The sequence below is a fragment of the Devosia sp. genome (genome assembly GCF_025809055.1).
Lineage (GTDB): Bacteria > Pseudomonadota > Alphaproteobacteria > Rhizobiales > Devosiaceae > Devosia.
This window is the reverse complement of record NZ_CP075529.1, coordinates 351042-367791: the sequence shown is the minus strand read 5'-3', so window position 1 is coordinate 367791 and position 16750 is coordinate 351042. Positions and strand designations below refer to the sequence as shown.

The following is a 16750-nucleotide window of genomic DNA, read 5'->3' as shown; positions in this document are numbered from 1 at the left end:
CCCAGCCTCCCCCGAAGCCGGGGGAGGAGCAATTTTGTGCAAGACCAAGGCTATTCGGCCGGAACGGCCTCGGCATCGAGGTCTTCGATGGTTTTGCCATTGTCATAGACAGCCTGATTGAGCATGCCCTGGCGCTTGGCGACGATGGTGGGCACCAGCGCCTGACCGGCGACGTTGACCGCGGTGCGGCCCATGTCGAGGATCGGGTCGATTGCCAGCAGCAGACCGACACCTTCAAGCGGCAGACCCAGGGTCGAGAGGGTCAGGGTCAGCATGACGGTGGCGCCGGTGAGGCCGGCGGTAGCTGCCGAACCGATGACCGACACAAAGACGATCAGCAGATAGTGCTCGATCCCAAGCGGTACGCCGAAGAACTGGGCCACGAAAATGGCCGAGATCGCCGGATAGATGGCGGCACAGCCATCCATCTTGGTGGTGGCGCCGAGCGGCACGGCGAAGGCGGCATATTCGCGCGGCACGCCGAGGTTCTTCTCCGTCACGCGCTCGGTGACCGGCAGCGTGCCGATCGACGAACGGGATACGAAGGCAAGCTGAATGGCCGGCCATGCGCTCTGGAAATAGCGGATGGGATTGAGGCCATGGGCCTGGAGCAGCGCCGGATAGACCACGAACAGCACGAGGAACAGCCCGATATAGATCGCCGCGGCATACCAGCCCAGTTGCGCCAGGGCATCCCAGCCATAGACCGCGACGGCATTGCCCAGAAGGCCGATCGTGCCGATCGGTGTCAGCCGAATGACCCACCAGAGCACCTTGTGGATGATCTTGAGGAACGACCGGTTGAAGGCCAGGAACTGATCGGCTGCCGGGCCGACGCGCAGGGCGGCAACGCCGACAACGATTGAGACGATCAGGATCTGCAGGACATTGAAGTTGAGGCTGGTCGTCGCGCCGCTATCAGTGACGCGGGTCGAAGCCTGCAGCCCGATGAAGTTCGAGGGGATTAGACCCTTGAGGAAATCGAGCCACGAGCCGGTCGAGGACGGGGCGCGAGCGGCCTCGGCGGCGACTTCGGTATTAAGACCGGGCTGGATGATCAGCCCGAGTGCGATACCAATCGCGACGGCAATGAGGGCCGTGATCGCGAACCAGAGCAGCGTCTGCCAGACGAGCTTTGCTGCATTGTTCAACTCGCGCAGATTGGCGATCGAGGCGACGATGGCGGTGAAGACCAGCACCGGCACCAGCGCCCGCAGGAGCGAGACGAAGGACGAGCCCACGGTCGAAAGCGTCTGGGTCAGCCAATTGGCATTGCCGGCCGCATCGGGGCCCATGTTCCGGGCGATGAAGCCCAGGATCAGGCCGATGACCATTGCGGCCAACACCTGAAAGCCGAAGTTGAGATAAAGTGGCTTGGGCGCACGTGGTGCAGCACCCGCCGATACGGAAGTGGGCATGGTTTGACCTTTCGGTGGAGCGAGACTCACCTGCTCATTGATGAGCATAGCGCCTCACAATTGAGCGCACACTACGCCTGATCGGGCCGGTTTGCAGCGTATCGCGTTGCTTGGCTGCAAGGGGAGGTGAAACTTTTCTACCTCAAACGGCAAGTTGCCGGAAAATGCTTACCGCAGCCCACGCGTGAGCAAAGTGGCGAGGGCGGCAAGCAGGGGCAGTCCCCCAAGGCTCGCCACCAGGGCAATTGCCAGCACGCCGGCGCCGGGGTCCGCCCAGGCGAGATAGGCCAAAATGGCCGCGCAGAGGCCGCTGCCGATTCCGGCAATGCGATGGACGAGGGTCCAGGCCCGATCGGACGCAATTGGCCAGGGCATTCGCAAGCCGGCATAAGAATGCCGCTCGGCCTCGAAAATCACCACGGCAAGCACCAGCAGAACCACGGACAGGCCGCCGGCGGTAATCCGGAACATGTCGAAGTCGGACCCGATGCCCATCAGCAGCAGTCCGAGCTGGCAGCCGGTTGCGACGGCCAGAAGGAGCGTCAGCGCTGGGTCCAGTATGTGCCGCGTCTTGGCCAGATGGTTTTTTGTCAGTGCCCGCCCCAGCAGAAAGAACACGCCCATCAACAGGAGTTCGGCCAGCGGCGCCGTGGCCAGGGCGATATCCCGCGGCCACAGCCAGTCCGCCCCACTGCCCTGCCAATGGGCCGGAAACGCATAACCCTCGGGAACATGGACAAGGGCTACCCCGCCAATGGCCAGGGTGACGCCGAAGAGGAGGAGATGGAAACGGGACACGAGGCTGGGCATGGCTTATCCAAGCAGGGCAGGCCTGTGCACAAGATGGACCTTGTTGCCATCTGGATCGCGCAAATAGGCGCCGAAATAATCCTCGGCATATTGCGGCCTCAGACCCGGCGCCCCCTCATCCGTCCCACCTGCCATCAAACCCGCGGAGTGGGCTGCGACCACCGCTTCCGGGCTTGGCGCGATGAAGGCCAGCATCGCACCATTGCCTGGGATGGCCGGTTGTCCATCATATGGCGAATAGACATAGAAGCGCGGATAGGGAGCCGCCCCCACCCAACAGAGGGACTTCGGACCGCCATCGGGCTCGACAGCCCTTTGGCGCAGACCGATCGGCAACAGCACGGCATCATAAAATCGTCCAACACGATCAAGGTCGTTGCTGCCTACCGTCACATGACTGAACATCGGCCCCTCCAAAAGCAAAAGGGCCGGTTTCCCGGCCCCTCGCAAAGTCGATAAGTCCAGCGATTAGCGCTTGGAGAACTGGAAGGAGCGGCGGGCCTTGGCCTTGCCGTACTTCTTACGCTCGACCACGCGGCTGTCGCGGGTCAGGAAGCCACCCTTCTTCAGAACCGGGCGCAGGGCGGGTTCGAAGTAGGTGAGAGCCTTGGAGATGCCGTGACGGACAGCACCGGCCTGGCCGGACAGACCACCACCGGCAACGGTGACGTTGACGTCGTACTGGTCGAGGCGCTCGGAGGCGACGATCGGCTGCTTGACGATCAGCTGCAGAACCGGACGGGCAAAGTACTTGGCGAATTCGCGGCCGTTGACGGTCACGGTACCCTTGCCCGGCTTGATCCAGACGCGGGCCACGGCGTTCTTGCGCTTGCCGGTGGCATAGGCGCGGCCGAGGCTGTCGAGCTTCTGCTCATGGATCGGCGCGGAATTGGCAGCAGGTGCTGCGGCAGTGGTGCCGAGGTCTTCGAGGGAGTTGATGGTTTCGGCCATATTACTTCACCCGGACGTTCTTGGAGTTCATCGCAGCGACGTCGAGCTTGGTCGGGTTCTGCGCTTCGTGGGGATGCTCAGCACCGGCATAGACGCGCAGGTTCTTGAGCTGGGCGCGGGTCAGCGGACCGCCCGGCATCATGCGGCGCACGGCGTTCTCGAGGACGCGGTTCGGGAAGCGGCCTTCCAGCAGCTCACGCGCGGTGCGGTCCTTGATGCCACCGGGATAGCCGGTGTGCCAGTAGAAGCGGTGCTGGTCCAGCTTGCGACCGGTCAGCTTCACCTTCTCGGCATTGATGACGATGATATTGTCACCCATGTCCATGTGCGGGGTGAAGGTCGGCTTGTGCTTGCCGCGCAGACGCGAGGCGATGATCGAGGCCAGGCGACCCACGACCAGCCCTTCGGCGTCGATGAGGACCCACTTCTTTTCGATCTCGCTCGGTTTTGCCGAGTACGTGCTCATAATCGAATTCCCTAAGATTCAAGCAGCCGGCTCCCGCAGGAACCGGCCAGTTCGGCGGCGTCTCTATGAGAGATTCATATTGCCGTCAAGCACGAATAATTTCGTGTGTTAAATCAACACCTTAAATGTACGGTATGATAATACCGCAATACTATGGTGGCGGATGAGATTCCCGCTTTCGCGGGAATGACTCTGTAATTGTGGCAGCTTGGGGCGCGCTATCTGGCGCGCCGCATATCGGCGATATAGCCGATGCTGAGACCTGCGAGCATGAAGGCCAGGCTCTGGTGGCCAACGGCCAGGGAGATGGGCACGCTGTGCAGAAGCGTCATCACCCCAAGCGCCACCTGCAGCAGCACGACCACGCCGATACGCGGCAGCCAGCCGTGGACGCCGGAAAAGCCACCATCGCGATGGCGCACCCAGATCAGCCAGGCGACATAGGCGACAAGGAGATAGGCGATACCGCGATGAATGAACTGAACGGTCAGCGCGTTCTCGAACAGGTTGCGCCAGAATGGGTCCATGGCAAAGAGGCCATTGGGAATGATGGCACCATCCATGAGCGGCCAGGTATTGTAGCCCATGCCGGCGTCCAGCCCCGCAACGAAGGCCCCTGCCCCGATCTGCAGGATCACCAGCACGGCCAATAGGCCGGCGGTGAGCATGTGAAAGCGGGTGACGTGGCCCAGAACGCGTCCCGGCGTGAGGGAGCGCGCGACATAGACCAGCGCTATGAACAGCAGCGATGCCGCCGTCAGGTGCGCGGCCAGGCGGTATTGAGACACCGATGTCAACTCGGTCAGGCCAGAGGTCACCATCCACCAGCCCAAAGCGCCCTGAAAGCCGCCCAGCACGAAAAGGCCGAAGAGCGGCCATGCCAGTTCGCGTGACAGCCGCTTCTGAACCAGGAAAACAACGAAGGGAATGAGAAAGACAATACCAAGCGCCCGCGCCAGGAGACGATGGAACCACTCCCAGAAGAAGATGAACTTGAAGTCGTCCAGGCTCATCCAGGAGTTGAGCACGTTGTACTGCGGAATCTGTTTGTAGGCCTCGAACTCGGCTTCCCACTCCGCCTGGTTCAGCGGCGGGATGACGCCGGAAACCGGCTTCCACGACGTGATAGACAGGCCGGACTCGGTGAGGCGGGTAATCCCGCCGACAACCACGATCAGCAGCACGAAGGCGGCAAGGCCGTAGAGCCAGATGCGGACCGGGCGCAGCCTGTCACTGGCAAAGCGAACCTGGCCCTGTGCGGCATCTTGCGTTGTGGTCACGGCGCTGTTTCCGGTATCGATCTAGACGCCGGAGTGGTAATCCCACCCCAGCTATCCCGCAACTGCAGAGATGCCGCACATGACCCAGCGTAACCGCAAGTTGATCGGTGGATTCGCCCTGGTGGCCTCGATAGTCGTCTGGTCGATCCTGGCCACATGGATCTATCTGCTGTTTCCCGAGGGCCTGCCGGGACTGGTGCTGATTGCCTATTTCATCGTTGCCGGCATGGGCTGGATCTTTCCGGCCATGGTGCTGGTTCGCTGGATGAGCCGGCCGGACGCGCCGACCAAATCCTGACCGTCAGCCCATCAGCCGGCCAAGCTGGGTAAACAGGCCGCCGCTGGCAAAGACGTCGACATAGCGCCGCTCCTGAAAGTAGCCATTGAGCGACACGCGCGGCAGCGCCGTCGGTGTTTTCAGGTGGTGCGGATAGAGGCCGCCCGGCCTTGTGGTGACGGCGGAACGGAAGCCCAGGTCCCGCGCCAGGTCAAATTCACGCGGCCCGCAGGACATGGGCCCGCCCAATGGATAGGAAAAGTGCTTCGGCCGGATGCCGAACTGCGCCTCGATGACGTCGACCGAGCCCTTGATCTCATTGCGGGCCTGATCCAGCGGCAGCTTGGCCAGTTCGTAGTGGTTCACCGTATGGGCGCCAATGGTGCACAGCGGTTCGCCGGCGAACAGGCGGACCTGCGGCCAGCCCATGATCAGGTCACGACATTGGCGGTCCAGATCATACCCATAATTGGCCGCGAATTCGGACAGGAGCTTCAGCCGCGCCGGCTCGTCGATCTTGCGCATCTGCCAGTAGAGACGATCGAAGGCCTCGCGCTTTTGCGCCAGCGTCGCCGTGTCGACATATTCGGTCTCCCCGTTTTCGGTGAAGGCCACGGCTTCCTGGCTGGCGATGATGTCTTCGATCGCCTGCCACCAGATCTGGCCAACGCCATCGACGAAGGCGGTGGGTACATAGAGCGTGAATGGCGCCTCGTGCCGGCGGAGAATGGGCAGCGCATATTGCAGATTGTCGCGATAAGCATCATCGAAAGTCAGCACCACGAACGGCCGGGGCTTCGATTTTTCCGCCAGCCGGTCGAGCGCCTCGTCCAGCGAGACAATATCGATTTCGAGATCGCGCAGCCGCTCAAGGCAGTAATCGAGAAAGTCCGGCTCCACCTGGAGGATCGCGTTGGGCGAGAATGGCGGCGGTTCACCGGGCAGCACGCGATGGAGCGTGAAGATCACCCCGCGCGAGCGCGACAGCATCTGGCTCAAACGGGGGGCGCCGGTCAGCCAGAGCAGGTCGAAAGCTGCCCGGATGGCCGTATATTTCAGCGACATGGGGCCACCATCAGGCCGCGACCGCCGCATTCACCGTGGCGATATCGACCCGGCCCAGCCCGGCGCGCTGCAATTGTTCGCGCGCCTCTTCGAGTGCGTCGGCGTCCTGCTCGTCAGCCCCGACCAGAACCACCCGGCCATCCAGATCGGCAAACAATGGCAGGGTCGACGCGCGGCTCAATGGACCGGTCAGCACCAGGACGACCTCGTAGATATCGCCAAGTGCCTCCACCAGCGTCGTCGGGCGGGAGGACGTCGTATCGATGCGGGCGCCCCCGCCCCAGTTCACTTCGGCAAAGGTGTTGTCGGCGGATTTCTGAACCACATCGCCAAAACCGGCGAGACCCAGGCTGAGGTCGCTGATGCCGGGCTCGTCGCTCTGCCGGCCGGTGCCGGCATCGATGAGCGCCACGCTGAGGCCTTTGGCCAGAGCATCGGCCGCGATGTCCTCCGCGAGGTGGGCAGCGGGCTGGCTGGCGCCATTGTCGGCCAGCAGCAGCAGATGGTTACGCCCCATCACGAGATCGCCGATCAATTCGCCATAGGCCAGGGTCGTGGCCCGGCGCGATGCAGCGGTGGCGGGGGGCGTGGGTGGCTCGGCTTCATCATGCCAGTCCGAGGCAGCAGCCCATTCCTGATCGGCCTGGGGCGTTGGGTCTGCCATCAGCGGCGCGCTGCGGGAGGGCTGAGGTTCACCACCAGAGTGGTCTCGAGAGCGGCCGTCATCTGATGCTTGGGGGGTCGTCAGCGTGCGAATGAAAGCTGCAGCGGCCTGATTGGATTGGGCGGGCGCTTCCGGACGTGCCGGTTCGACGGCAGGGGCGACGGACTGTTCGGCGTCAGTATCGACTGGCGGCGCGGAACGTTTCGGCAGGATAGCGCCCAACGACCGGAACAGGCTCCGTGCCCTGCCCGGCTTTTCAGCCGCGGGCAGCGGCTCGGTAGTCGCAGCGGAAGACAAGGCCGGCTCGGCTGTGACAACGACTGCGGCTGCGGGTTCTGCCTCAATAATCGCTGCTGTTTCGACAGGTTCGGCCTCGGCAACGAATTCCGGCGCAAAACCGGCATCACCTGCGGGCCGGCGCTGGATTTCCACTACGGCGCGGCCGGACATCAGTTCGCTGAAAATCACGGCGCCCACCTGCCCCAATACGGCAACTAGTCCGACGGCCAGCAGGATCAGCGACGACTTGGGCGAGGCTGGCGAGACGGCCGGGGCGGCCATCGAGACGACGCGGACATCGGGCAGCGCCGAATTGGCCTCCACGCGAGACGATGCCTCGTTGTAACGGGCGAGATAGGCCTCGAGCAGATCGCGCTGTGCCTTCGCCTCCCGCTCCAGGCCATCCAGCGCGACGGTATCGCGGGTGGCGGTGGAGGCGGAGGTTTTTGCGCGCGCCAATTCGGCCTCAAGCGAGGTCGCCAAATCGGCCTCGATCTCAGCTTCGGCTTCGAATCCATCGGCAACGCGCTGCGCTTCTAGGCGGATCTGGGTGTCCAGTTCGCCAATCTGCGCATTGAGCGCGCGAATCGTCGGGTGATTGGACAACAGGGTCGCCGAACGCTGCGCCCGCTCACCCTGCAGCCGGGCCTTTTCCTGGCTCAGTTGCTGGATGACGGCGGAATTGCGCACATCGGCAATGGCCTCGATGGGCTGGCCACGCTGGATCAGTTCGCGGATCAGGGTGGCCCGCGACATGGCCGTGTTCTTGCGCTCCTGCGCAGCGGTGATCTGCGAGGAGATAGTGGAAAGCTGCTGATCGAGCAGGCTGGTATTGTTCTGGCCGGTGAAGAGGTCGTTGTTGACCTTGAACTCGGCCACGGCCGACTCGGCTTCCTGCACCGAGACGCGCAGACGATCTATTTCCGAGCGCAGCCAGCCGGAGGCATCGGCGGTATCGGCGATGGACAGCGAAGCGCGGCGGTTCACGTGGGCATTGGCCACAGCATTGGCGATTTCGGCAGCCAGTTGCGGGCTGGTCGAGCGAACGAGGACGGAGATGATGCGGGAATCGCGCTCCTGCACCACAGTGAGCCGATCGTAGAGTGTCGCGAGAACCGTTTCGTCGACACTGACGGGCGCGCCGGTGCGTCCCATCAACTGAAAGACGAGACCGAGTGGCGAGAGACTGGCGCCGCTGCCGTTGAACTCGGCCTCGGACCGCAGGTCCAGCTGGTCAATGACGGTCAGCAGCGTGTCGCGGGATTTCAGCAGCTCGATCTGGCTCGAGACGACGCCCGCCTCTCCGCCCGTCAGGCTGGGCGCCTGCTCGCCGGAGGCGCGGGCATAGGGATTTGAGCGCGGCTCGACAAGGATGGAGGCCGACGACTCATAGAGACGGGGCTGGAACATCAGGAAAACAAAGGTGGCCGCCAGCAGCAGCAGGGTAACGGCGATGATCCGCGGCAGCCGGCGCACGATCGCCGTCAGCACCGCACGCACATCTATGCGCGCATCCCCATTTCCCATCGACTCATTGGCCATGGCCATCCTCTCGATGCCGACAAACTAAGCCCGGGCGTAGTCAATAATCGGTTAATCGAATTGGCAATTCGGGTGAATCCGGTCGGCGAGTAAGGAAATTCTTAACCATAAGTAACCACAGTCGGCTCATCTCGAACGCACGGGATTCCTATGCGCTTTCTGCCGCTATTGCTGATCGCCCTGGCTGCGCCGCTGAGCGCCTGCGCCACGACGCGCCCGGACGTCTATCTGGTGGAGACAAAGGGCCCCTATCAGCTCGACTCGGGCGATGTGGTGCGCGTTTCCGTCTATGGCGATGCCGAGCTCAGCAAGTCCTACCGGGTGGACGACAATGGCGCCATTGCGTTTCCGCTGGTCGGCCCCGTCCCCGTCCGTGGCGCAACGACCGAACAGGCCAGCGGCCGCCTGGCCTCGGCCCTGGCCAACGGTTATATGCGCAACCCGGATGTGGCGGTGGAGATCGAGCAGTATCGCCCGTTCTTCATCCAGGGCGAGGTCACGAGTTCGGGGCAGTTTACCTATCTCTACGGCATGACCGTCCGGGGCGCCGTCAGCACCGCCGGCGGCTTCAGCGACACCGCCGACCGCGAGCGGGCCGTGGTCTATCGCCGCCAGAACAATCAGATGGTCAAAGGCGTCGTCGATCTCGATTTCCCGATTGCGCCGGGCGATACCATCGTCATCGAGGAGCGGTGGTTCTAGGCGTGGCCGAAAAACCCATGCGGATCCTGCAGGTCATGCGCGCGCCTGTTGGCGGGCTGTTTCGCCACGTCGCCGACCTCACCCGCGCCCTTTCGGCGCGTGGGCACAGCATTGGCCTTATCGTCGACACCCTGGCCAATGATGGGCAGACCGAGAGCAGGCTGGCAGAGCTTGAACCTCATGCCGCGCTCGGCATTCACCGCTATCCGATGCCCCGCGTACTGGGTCGCGGCGACCTCACCACGCCCTTTGCGGTATCTGGCCTGGCGCGCCGTCTCGACATCGACATCATGCACGGCCACGGCGCCAAAGGCGGTTTCTATGCGCGACTGGCCAAGCTGGCCGGTGCAAGGGCCGAGATATTCTACACCCCGCATGGCGGCGTCTTGCACTTTGACCCAAGGGGCATGTCCGGCCGTTTATTCCATGCGCTCGAACGCCGGCTCATGGGGTTCACCAACACCATCATTTTCGAGAGCGCTTTCGCAGGGGAGGCCTATTCCCGTCTGATCGCGGCGCCCAGCTGCCGCAGTGCGATCATCCATAATGGCCTGGTTGATACTGAATTCGAGCCTGTCACGATCCGCCCCGATGCAGCAGACTTCGTGTTCGTGGGTGAATTGCGGGCACTCAAGGGCATCTTTCCGCTGGTCGAAGCGCTGGCGCCGCTCAAGCGGCCCGACGGCACGCCCGCAACGCTGGTCATGGCTGGTGATGGGCCCGACCGCGCGGAACTGGAAACACGGCTAGAGCAGGCCGGCCTCACAAAGCGCGTGACCCTTCTCGGCTCCCGCCCTGCCCGGGAGGCGTTTGCGCAGGCGCGCTGCGCCGTCGTGCCCTCGCTGGCCGAGTCCCTGCCCTATATCGTTCTGGAGGCCGCAGCCGCCGGGCTCCCCGTGATCACGACGGGCGTGGGCGGTATTCCCGAAATCTTCGGGCCCTATGCACAAAGGCTGATTCCGGCCGGCGACCCTGAGGCGCTTCGCGCTGCCATGGGCGCCGTTCTTGCCGCACCGGATGCCGCAATCGCCGACATGCAGCTCCTGCGCGCCCGCGTCAGCGAGCACTTCTCGGTCGGGCGAATGACCGAGGCCATAGCAGGCCTCTATCGTGGCGATCCGCACAAAGACCCGAACAGGCTTCACCGAGTTTAAACTCCTCCTGTGGACAATGCCCCCAGCAAACTTGCGTGCCAGCAGGGGTAAAATGTTTCGCGTCGATCCCAAGAAGGCCATTCTCGACCATGCGTCGCGCCCGTCCGGCGATGACGATGGTTTTGTTCGTCTGAGGCCACAGGCCGAAGCGATTATCCGCGCGCCGGTCGAGCGCACCATGTCCAGCGCCGTGGTTGCCGGTGTCGCGCAGGTGGCGGAAGCCGCTCTGCTGGCCCTGCTCGGCTATGGCATTCACGCCGCCTATATCGAGCCGCAGCAGGATGCGTTCTATATTCCCGTCATCCTTGCGACGACGCTGCTGGCCAATATCCTGTTCAATGCCGTGCGCTCGCACCGCGTAGCCGCCTATCGCACCTTCCTCTCGCAGATCGGCCGGGTGTTGGGCGCCTGGACCGTGGTCATGGTGGTGCTCACGGCCGGCATCTTTTTCTTCAAGGCATCCGACATGGTGTCGCGCGTCTGGCTGCTGACCTGGTTCGCATCCGGCGCAGTCCTGCTGATCGCGTTCCGGCTGTTGCTGCGCACCATGGTGCAGCACTGGACGGCCCAGGGTCGGCTCAAGCGCCGCACGGTCATTGTCGGCGGCGGTGCCGATGCCGAAGACCTCATTCACCACATCGAAGCCGGCGCCAATCGCGATATCAACCTGCTCGGCCTGTTCGACGACCGCATTGACGACCGCTCGCCCGATTTCGTTGCGGGCTACCAGAAGCTGGGCAAGGTTGCCGAACTCATCGAGTTTGCGCGCCGCACGCCGGTCGACCTGGTGATCGTCTCCATGCCGCTCTCGGCCGAAAAGCGCGTGCTCGACATGCTCACCCAGCTCTGGGTGCTGCCGGTGGACATTCGCCTGTCGGCCCATATGAGCAAGCTGAAATTCACCGAAAAGGCCTATTCCTATGTGGGCGATGTTCCGGTGCTCGACATGGCCGACCGGCCTATTTCGGACTGGAACCTGGTGTTCAAATGGGTGTTCGACAAGGTCGTCGCCCTCTCCGCGCTGATCCTGCTGTCGCCGATCATGGTGATCACCGCCATTGCGATAAAGCTCGAAAGCAAGGGGCCCGTGTTCTTCGTGCAGCACCGGCATGGCTTCAACAACGAGCTGATCCGCATCTACAAATTCCGTTCGATGCGCACCGACATGCTGGACGCGGCAGCGGCCAAGCTGGTGACCAAGGACGATCCGCGCGTCACCCGCGTTGGCAAGTTCATCCGCCGCACCTCGATTGACGAGTTGCCGCAGCTGTTCAATGTGCTCAAGGGCGAGTTGTCCATCGTTGGCCCGCGTCCCCATGCGCTGCAGGCCAAGGCCGACAACAAGCTCTACTATGAAGCGGTTGAAGGCTATTTTGCCCGGCACCGCGTCAAACCCGGCATTACCGGCTGGGCCCAGATCAATGGCTGGCGCGGCGAGACCGACACGATCGACAAGATCATGCAGCGCGTCAATCACGACCTCTATTACATCGAGCACTGGTCCATCCTGCTCGATCTCTACATCCTGGTGATGACGCCGGTGTCGCTGGTCGCCAAGAACGAGAACGCCTATTGACCGCCACCGGCACACTCGATGCCGGTCTGGTTGGGGCCGGGTCCGCAAGACCCGGCCTCTCCTATATGCACAGCCGCGCCACCCGGCTCATGGATATCCTGGTCGGCGTCTGGATTTTTTCCGGCGGGGTGGTGCTGTTCGAGCCCTCACCCTATGAGTTGACGTTCCTGCTCCTGCTGCCCGTGGCGCTGATGGCCGGGCTTGGGCTCTACCGATCCACCTTCGGCCTCATGGCCATCATGCTGGCCTTTTCGCCCTTCGCCCTGATCGCCTGCTTCCAGGTGAAGTACAGCACGGTCAGCGACGCGCTGATCTTCACCATCGTGACCATCTTCCTCATGGTCACCTCCTATTTTCTGGCCAATTACATCGCCGAAGCCCCCGAAAGGCGCATGCGCATCGTGGTCATCGGCTATACGGCCGCCGCCGTCATGGCAGCGATCATCGGCACACTGGCCTATCTGGGCCTCATGCCGGCGGCCGACCTGTTCCTGCGCTATGGCCGCGCCAAGGCCATGTTCAAGGACCCGAACGTCTTCGGTCCCTTCCTCGTGCTGCCAGCGATGTTTGCGCTGCAGCGCATCCTGCTCGGCAAAGGCTGGCAGGTGATCACGGCGGGCGGCATCTACATGGTGCTGTTCGTCGGCGTCTTTGTCAGTTTTTCACGCGCCGCCTGGGGCCATTTCGCCGTCTCCTCACTGATCGTGCTGGCGCTGGTATTCCTTCTCGAGGCCAATGCCCGCGAGAAGGTACGGATCATGCTGATGGCTCTGGCCGGTGGCTTCATGCTCATCATAGCCCTGGGCGGATTGCTCTCGATTCCGGCCGTAGGCTCGCTGTTCGAAGCGCGGGCAAGTTCGCAGAACTACGATACCGGCGAGACGGGTCGGTTCGGCCGCCAGGGTTATGCATTCGAGCTGGCGCTCAACAATCCCTGGGGCCTGGGGCCGGGCGAGTTCCGCAACCTGCGGATCGTCGAAGAGCCGCACAACGTCTATGTCTCGGTCCTGCATGTCTATGGGTGGGGCGGCGGCGCCATGTTTTACGTGCTGATCGCGGTCACGCTGTGGAAGTGCTTCACCATGGTGGCACGCCCCTCCCCGTACCGCCTCCTCGCTATTCCCGTGGCCGCAACATTTCCAATCGTCATGGCCGAGTCGGTGATCATCGATTCCGATCACTGGCGCCACATCTACCTGTTGATCGGCCTGGTTTGGGGATTGTCCAGCGCGGTGGGCATGGCGGGCGGAAAAGCGCGGAACGGCGAGCGCGTGCTCGTCTAGTCGTCGTTCCAGGCGCGCTCACCGTGGTAGGGCTGATGGGCGGGACTGTCGCGGATACCCATCTATCCGTGCGAGCCAAGGCATGCCGGCCGCGAAGTAGGTTCCGCAGACGAGATTGATCCCCGCGAACAAAAAACGGGCTTGCCTCTGCGGACCTATATCTCTATGTCTCCGCGCAGTCGGGGCGTAGCGCAGCCTGGTAGCGCATTTGTCTGGGGGACAAAGGGTCGTCGGTTCAAATCCGGCCGCTCCGACCATTAAATCCCCGCCACGGCGGGGTTTTTCATTTCAGGTTCGCCTATTCCTCGCGCAGCGCGCGGCTGAGTTGCTCAGTCGCGGGATGAAGCAGGTATGACAGGACTGTCCGGTCGCCGGTTTGCACATAGACATCGAGCGGCATCCCCGGCAGCAATGCGGTGCCAGTTGGCAGCCGTGCGATTTCCTCGGCGGGAATGGTGATACGAGCTGCGTAGTATGACTGCCCCGAGACGCGATCGAGCGTCAGGTCCGGCGCGACGCGTGTTACAGTCGCGAAAAGTTCAGGCGTCGTGCGCGGATTGAGCCCAGGCAAGCGCACCACGGCCTCCTGCCCGGCAACCACCTTGTCGATATCGATCGGACTGATCCGTACGGCGCCAAGCAGACGTTCGTCCTGCGGTACGATCAACATGAGTGTTTCCCCGGCGCCGACCACGCCGCCAACCGTGTGCAGGATAGATTCGTGGACTACGCCAGCATGGGGCGCACGAATTTCGGCCCGGCGCAGTCGCTCGCGCTCGGCGATCCGCCGCTGACTGGCCTCTCCGATCACGCTCCGCGCCTGTTGCAGGTCTGCCAGGCCCGACGACACGAATTCGGCGCGGATCTGCTCGATCTGCAGAGCCCGCTCGGCTCCGGCGGCCGCGGTCGCCGCTATCGAAGCAGTCAACTGCCCCAACTGCCCCTGCGCCAGCGCCAGTTCCTTGTTCAGGGCAGAGCCGCGGCTGGCCTGCACAAGGCGATCAGCGAACAGGGATTCAAAATCCTCGATCTCCGTCTCTACCAGAGCGATCTGGTTTTCCACCGCCACCTGCTGCGTCTGCATACCCTCACGCTGGCGATCAAGCTGGACGATCTGCTCATTGAGCTGGTTGATACGGCCATCCCGAGCCTGGAGGCGCACGGTCAGCACCTCCTGCTCGAGGGCAAGCAGGGGAGCCATTTCGGCTTCAGAGAAAATTTCGAGGGCTGCGTCCGGACGCGCTATTTCTGCTGCGCCGGCCAGTTCGGCAACCAGCCGAGCCTCGCGGGCATAGGCCTCGCGCAGTTGGTTTTCCGCCAGGGCAACCGCCGCCAGCATGGTGGTGCGCTCCAGAACCGCGATCAACTGCCCGGCCTCGACCACGTCCTCGTTGCGCACGAGAACCTGCTCGACAACGCCGCCATCGGGATGTTGCACGCGCTTGGCGCTGTCTTCGACTTCCAGCACGCCATGGGCAATGATGGCTCCCGAAATCTCGGTGACAGCCGCCCATGCCGTCATGCCGCCGAAGAGGACGACAACGGCGATCAGGCCCACCAGACCATGGCGCCTCAGACTGCCGAGATCCTCGCGAATGCCGCCCCCATCGCCCGTCATGAGCCCGGCGCCTTCATCGGGCGGACGTTTCCGGCTGGTTCGAGTATCTGCGGGAGGACATCGTGCTTGGCACCGAAAGCCAATTGGCGACCGGCCTGCATGTAGAGGACTTTCTCGACCCCGGCGATGGCGCTCGGGCGATGAGCAATGACCATGACGATGGCGCCGCGCGCACGCGCCTGCTGGATGGCGTGGGTCATGGCGGCGTCGCCCTCGGAATCGAGATTGGCATTGGGTTCGTCCAGAACAATCAGGAACGGGTTGTCATAGAGGGCCCGCGCCAGTCCCACGCGTTGCTTCTGACCACCGCTCAGGCGGTCTCCCTGTTCGCCTACCGGCGAATTGTAGCCGTCCTCGAGTGCATTGATGAGGTCGTGGGCGCCGGCAAGCCGCGCCGCCGCAATGATCTTTTCACTCGTCGCGTCGGGGCGGAAACGCGCGATGTTCTCGGCAATCGTACCATCGAACAGGTCCACCCGCTGCGGCAGGTATCCGATCATCCGGCCGACCTGATCGGGTCGATAATGTCCTAGTGGCGCGCCATCGAATCGCACTTCACCGGCCCGGGCGGGCCAGACCCCCATGATGGCGCGCACCAGAGAGGACTTTCCGCAGCCAGAGGCGCCGATAATGCCAAGGCCCTCACCGGCATGCAGTTCAAAATTGATGCCGGCCACCAGCGCACCATCCAGACCGGCGGGGGCCGTCGCCAGATTGCGCACGGCAATACTGCGTGTCGGCAACGGCAGGCTGACGGCCCGCTCGCCCGGGAGTTTGATATCAAGTACCCGGCGGATGCGGCCCCAGGCCTGACGGGCACCGACAAAGCTGCGCCATTGACCCACGATCTGCTCAACCGGAGCAAGGGCACGCGCCGTAATAATCGACGCGGCGATCATCAGGCCCGGACTGATATCGCCATGTATCGCCAGGTAGGCGCCGAGCGCCAGGACCAGCGACTGCAGAAGCAGGCGCGACCCCTTGGTCAGCGAAGAGAAGAGCGATGCCCGGTCACCGCCCCGCCGCTGGGCCGAAAGCATTTGGCGAGATTGCGCGGTCCATCGGGTGCGGAGCGTGTCCAGCATGCCCATGGCCATGACCGTCTCTGCATTGTTGCGCGCGTCATCGCTTTGGCGCTGACGGACCTGCTGATGGCTGGTGAGTTCGCTGGACGGTTTGCGTGACACGACTTCGTTGCAGATCATCAGCACGACAATCACCAGTCCCCCCGCCACGGCCAGCCAACCCAGCCAGACGTGAAGGATGAAGACGACGCCAAGATAAGCAGGCACCCATGGCAGATCGAGAAGGCTGAGCGGACCGGGACTAGAGAGGAACTGGCGGAGTTGGTCGCTGTCGCGAACCGGGTCGGATGAGCGGGCATTGCCGCTGGAAAGCCTGTAGTGGACGGAAGCATCGAAAAGCCGCCCTGATATCCTGGCGTCCAGGACGTCAGCGAAGCGGGCCGCCATGCGGCTCCTCAGTGTCTCGAGAAATGCGTAGAAGCCAAAAAGCGCGCAGATCAGTACGGTCAGCACGATCAGCGTCGGCACTGAGCGGCTGGCCAGCACCCGATCATAGATCTGCAGCATGAACATGGGGCCGGTGAGCATGAGCAGGTTGGACACCATGCTCACGGCAAAAAGACCCATAGCCGGTCCCGTA

Annotated in this window: 15 protein-coding genes and 1 tRNA gene; 6 read left to right on the top strand and 10 right to left on the bottom strand. The window is 63.2% G+C overall.

The features are described 5' to 3' along the window. Positions 1-50: 50 nt before the first annotated feature. The 6 genes from KIT02_RS01780 to KIT02_RS01755 all read right to left on the bottom strand — a co-directional run bounded on the left by KIT02_RS01780 (position 51) and on the right by KIT02_RS01755 (position 4925). Positions 51-1418, bottom strand: coding sequence for a dicarboxylate/amino acid:cation symporter (locus KIT02_RS01780; RefSeq protein WP_297581511.1), 1368 nt, complete (start codon positions 1416-1418; stop codon positions 51-53). A 168-nt stretch (positions 1419-1586) separates the two neighbouring features. Next, positions 1587-2228 carry an SdpI family protein gene (locus tag KIT02_RS01775; RefSeq protein WP_297581508.1) on the bottom strand — a complete coding sequence of 214 codons (642 nt, stop codon included), beginning with the start codon at positions 2226-2228 and terminating at the stop codon, positions 1587-1589. Positions 2229-2231: 3 nt separating this feature from the next. Further along, entirely contained in the window at positions 2232-2633 is a 402-nt protein-coding gene (locus KIT02_RS01770; protein ID WP_297581505.1) for a VOC family protein, read from the bottom strand. 63 nt (positions 2634-2696) lie between these two features. Further along, on the bottom strand, positions 2697-3179 hold the full coding sequence (gene rpsI, locus KIT02_RS01765; RefSeq protein ID WP_297581502.1) for a 30S ribosomal protein S9: 483 nt from the start codon (positions 3177-3179) through the stop codon (positions 2697-2699). A gap of 1 nt (position 3180) precedes the next feature. Next, entirely contained in the window at positions 3181-3645 is a 465-nt protein-coding gene (rplM, locus tag KIT02_RS01760) for a 50S ribosomal protein L13 (RefSeq protein ID WP_297581499.1), read from the bottom strand. 218 nt (positions 3646-3863) lie between these two features. Next, a complete protein-coding gene (locus tag KIT02_RS01755; RefSeq protein ID WP_297581496.1) occupies positions 3864-4925 on the bottom strand; it encodes a COX15/CtaA family protein in 1062 nt (353 codons plus the stop codon). Positions 4926-5004: 79 nt separating this feature from the next. On the opposite strand from KIT02_RS01755, the gene KIT02_RS01750 reads away from it, so the two are divergent. Continuing rightward, positions 5005-5223: a DUF2842 domain-containing protein gene (locus KIT02_RS01750; RefSeq protein WP_297581493.1), complete on the top strand. Its 219-nt coding sequence runs from the start codon at positions 5005-5007 to the stop codon at positions 5221-5223. 3 nt (positions 5224-5226) lie between these two features. On the opposite strand, the gene KIT02_RS01745 is transcribed toward KIT02_RS01750, so the two are convergent. Further along, positions 5227-6267, bottom strand: coding sequence for a polysaccharide deacetylase family protein (locus KIT02_RS01745; protein ID WP_297581490.1), 1041 nt, complete (start codon positions 6265-6267; stop codon positions 5227-5229). Positions 6268-6277: 10 nt separating this feature from the next. Further along, the gene (locus KIT02_RS01740; RefSeq protein ID WP_297581487.1) at positions 6278-8752 is read right to left on the bottom strand and encodes a Wzz/FepE/Etk N-terminal domain-containing protein; all 2475 of its coding nucleotides are present in this window, start codon (positions 8750-8752) and stop codon (positions 6278-6280) included. 150 nt (positions 8753-8902) lie between these two features. Here KIT02_RS01740 and KIT02_RS01735 point away from each other — a divergent pair, with 150 nt between their 5' ends. From KIT02_RS01735 to KIT02_RS01715, 5 genes are all read left to right on the top strand, one after another. Continuing rightward, positions 8903-9454, top strand: coding sequence for a polysaccharide biosynthesis/export family protein (locus KIT02_RS01735; RefSeq protein ID WP_297581480.1), 552 nt, complete (start codon positions 8903-8905; stop codon positions 9452-9454). A 2-nt stretch (positions 9455-9456) separates the two neighbouring features. Beyond that, entirely contained in the window at positions 9457-10608 is a 1152-nt protein-coding gene (locus KIT02_RS01730; protein WP_297581474.1) for a glycosyltransferase family 4 protein, read from the top strand. 52 nt (positions 10609-10660) lie between these two features. Further along, entirely contained in the window at positions 10661-12184 is a 1524-nt protein-coding gene (locus tag KIT02_RS01725) for an undecaprenyl-phosphate glucose phosphotransferase (RefSeq protein ID WP_297581471.1), read from the top strand. Then, complete coding sequence (locus tag KIT02_RS01720) at positions 12181-13467, top strand: O-antigen ligase family protein (RefSeq protein ID WP_297581460.1); 1287 nt, start codon at positions 12181-12183, stop codon at positions 13465-13467. Before KIT02_RS01725 ends, KIT02_RS01720 begins: the two co-directional genes overlap by 4 nt. Before the next feature lie 180 nt (positions 13468-13647). Further along, positions 13648-13724 (top strand) — tRNA-Pro (locus KIT02_RS01715). A gap of 41 nt (positions 13725-13765) precedes the next feature. On the opposite strand, the gene KIT02_RS01710 is transcribed toward KIT02_RS01715, so the two are convergent. Beyond that, positions 13766-15085, bottom strand: a complete 1320-nt coding sequence (locus KIT02_RS01710) for an HlyD family type I secretion periplasmic adaptor subunit (protein WP_297581457.1) — start codon at positions 15083-15085, stop codon at positions 13766-13768. Beyond that, positions 15082-16737 (bottom strand): type I secretion system permease/ATPase, encoded by a 1656-nt coding sequence (locus KIT02_RS01705; RefSeq protein ID WP_297581454.1) that lies wholly within the window; start codon positions 16735-16737, stop codon positions 15082-15084. Before KIT02_RS01705 ends, KIT02_RS01710 begins: the two co-directional genes overlap by 4 nt. Positions 16738-16750: the final 13 nt, after the last annotated feature.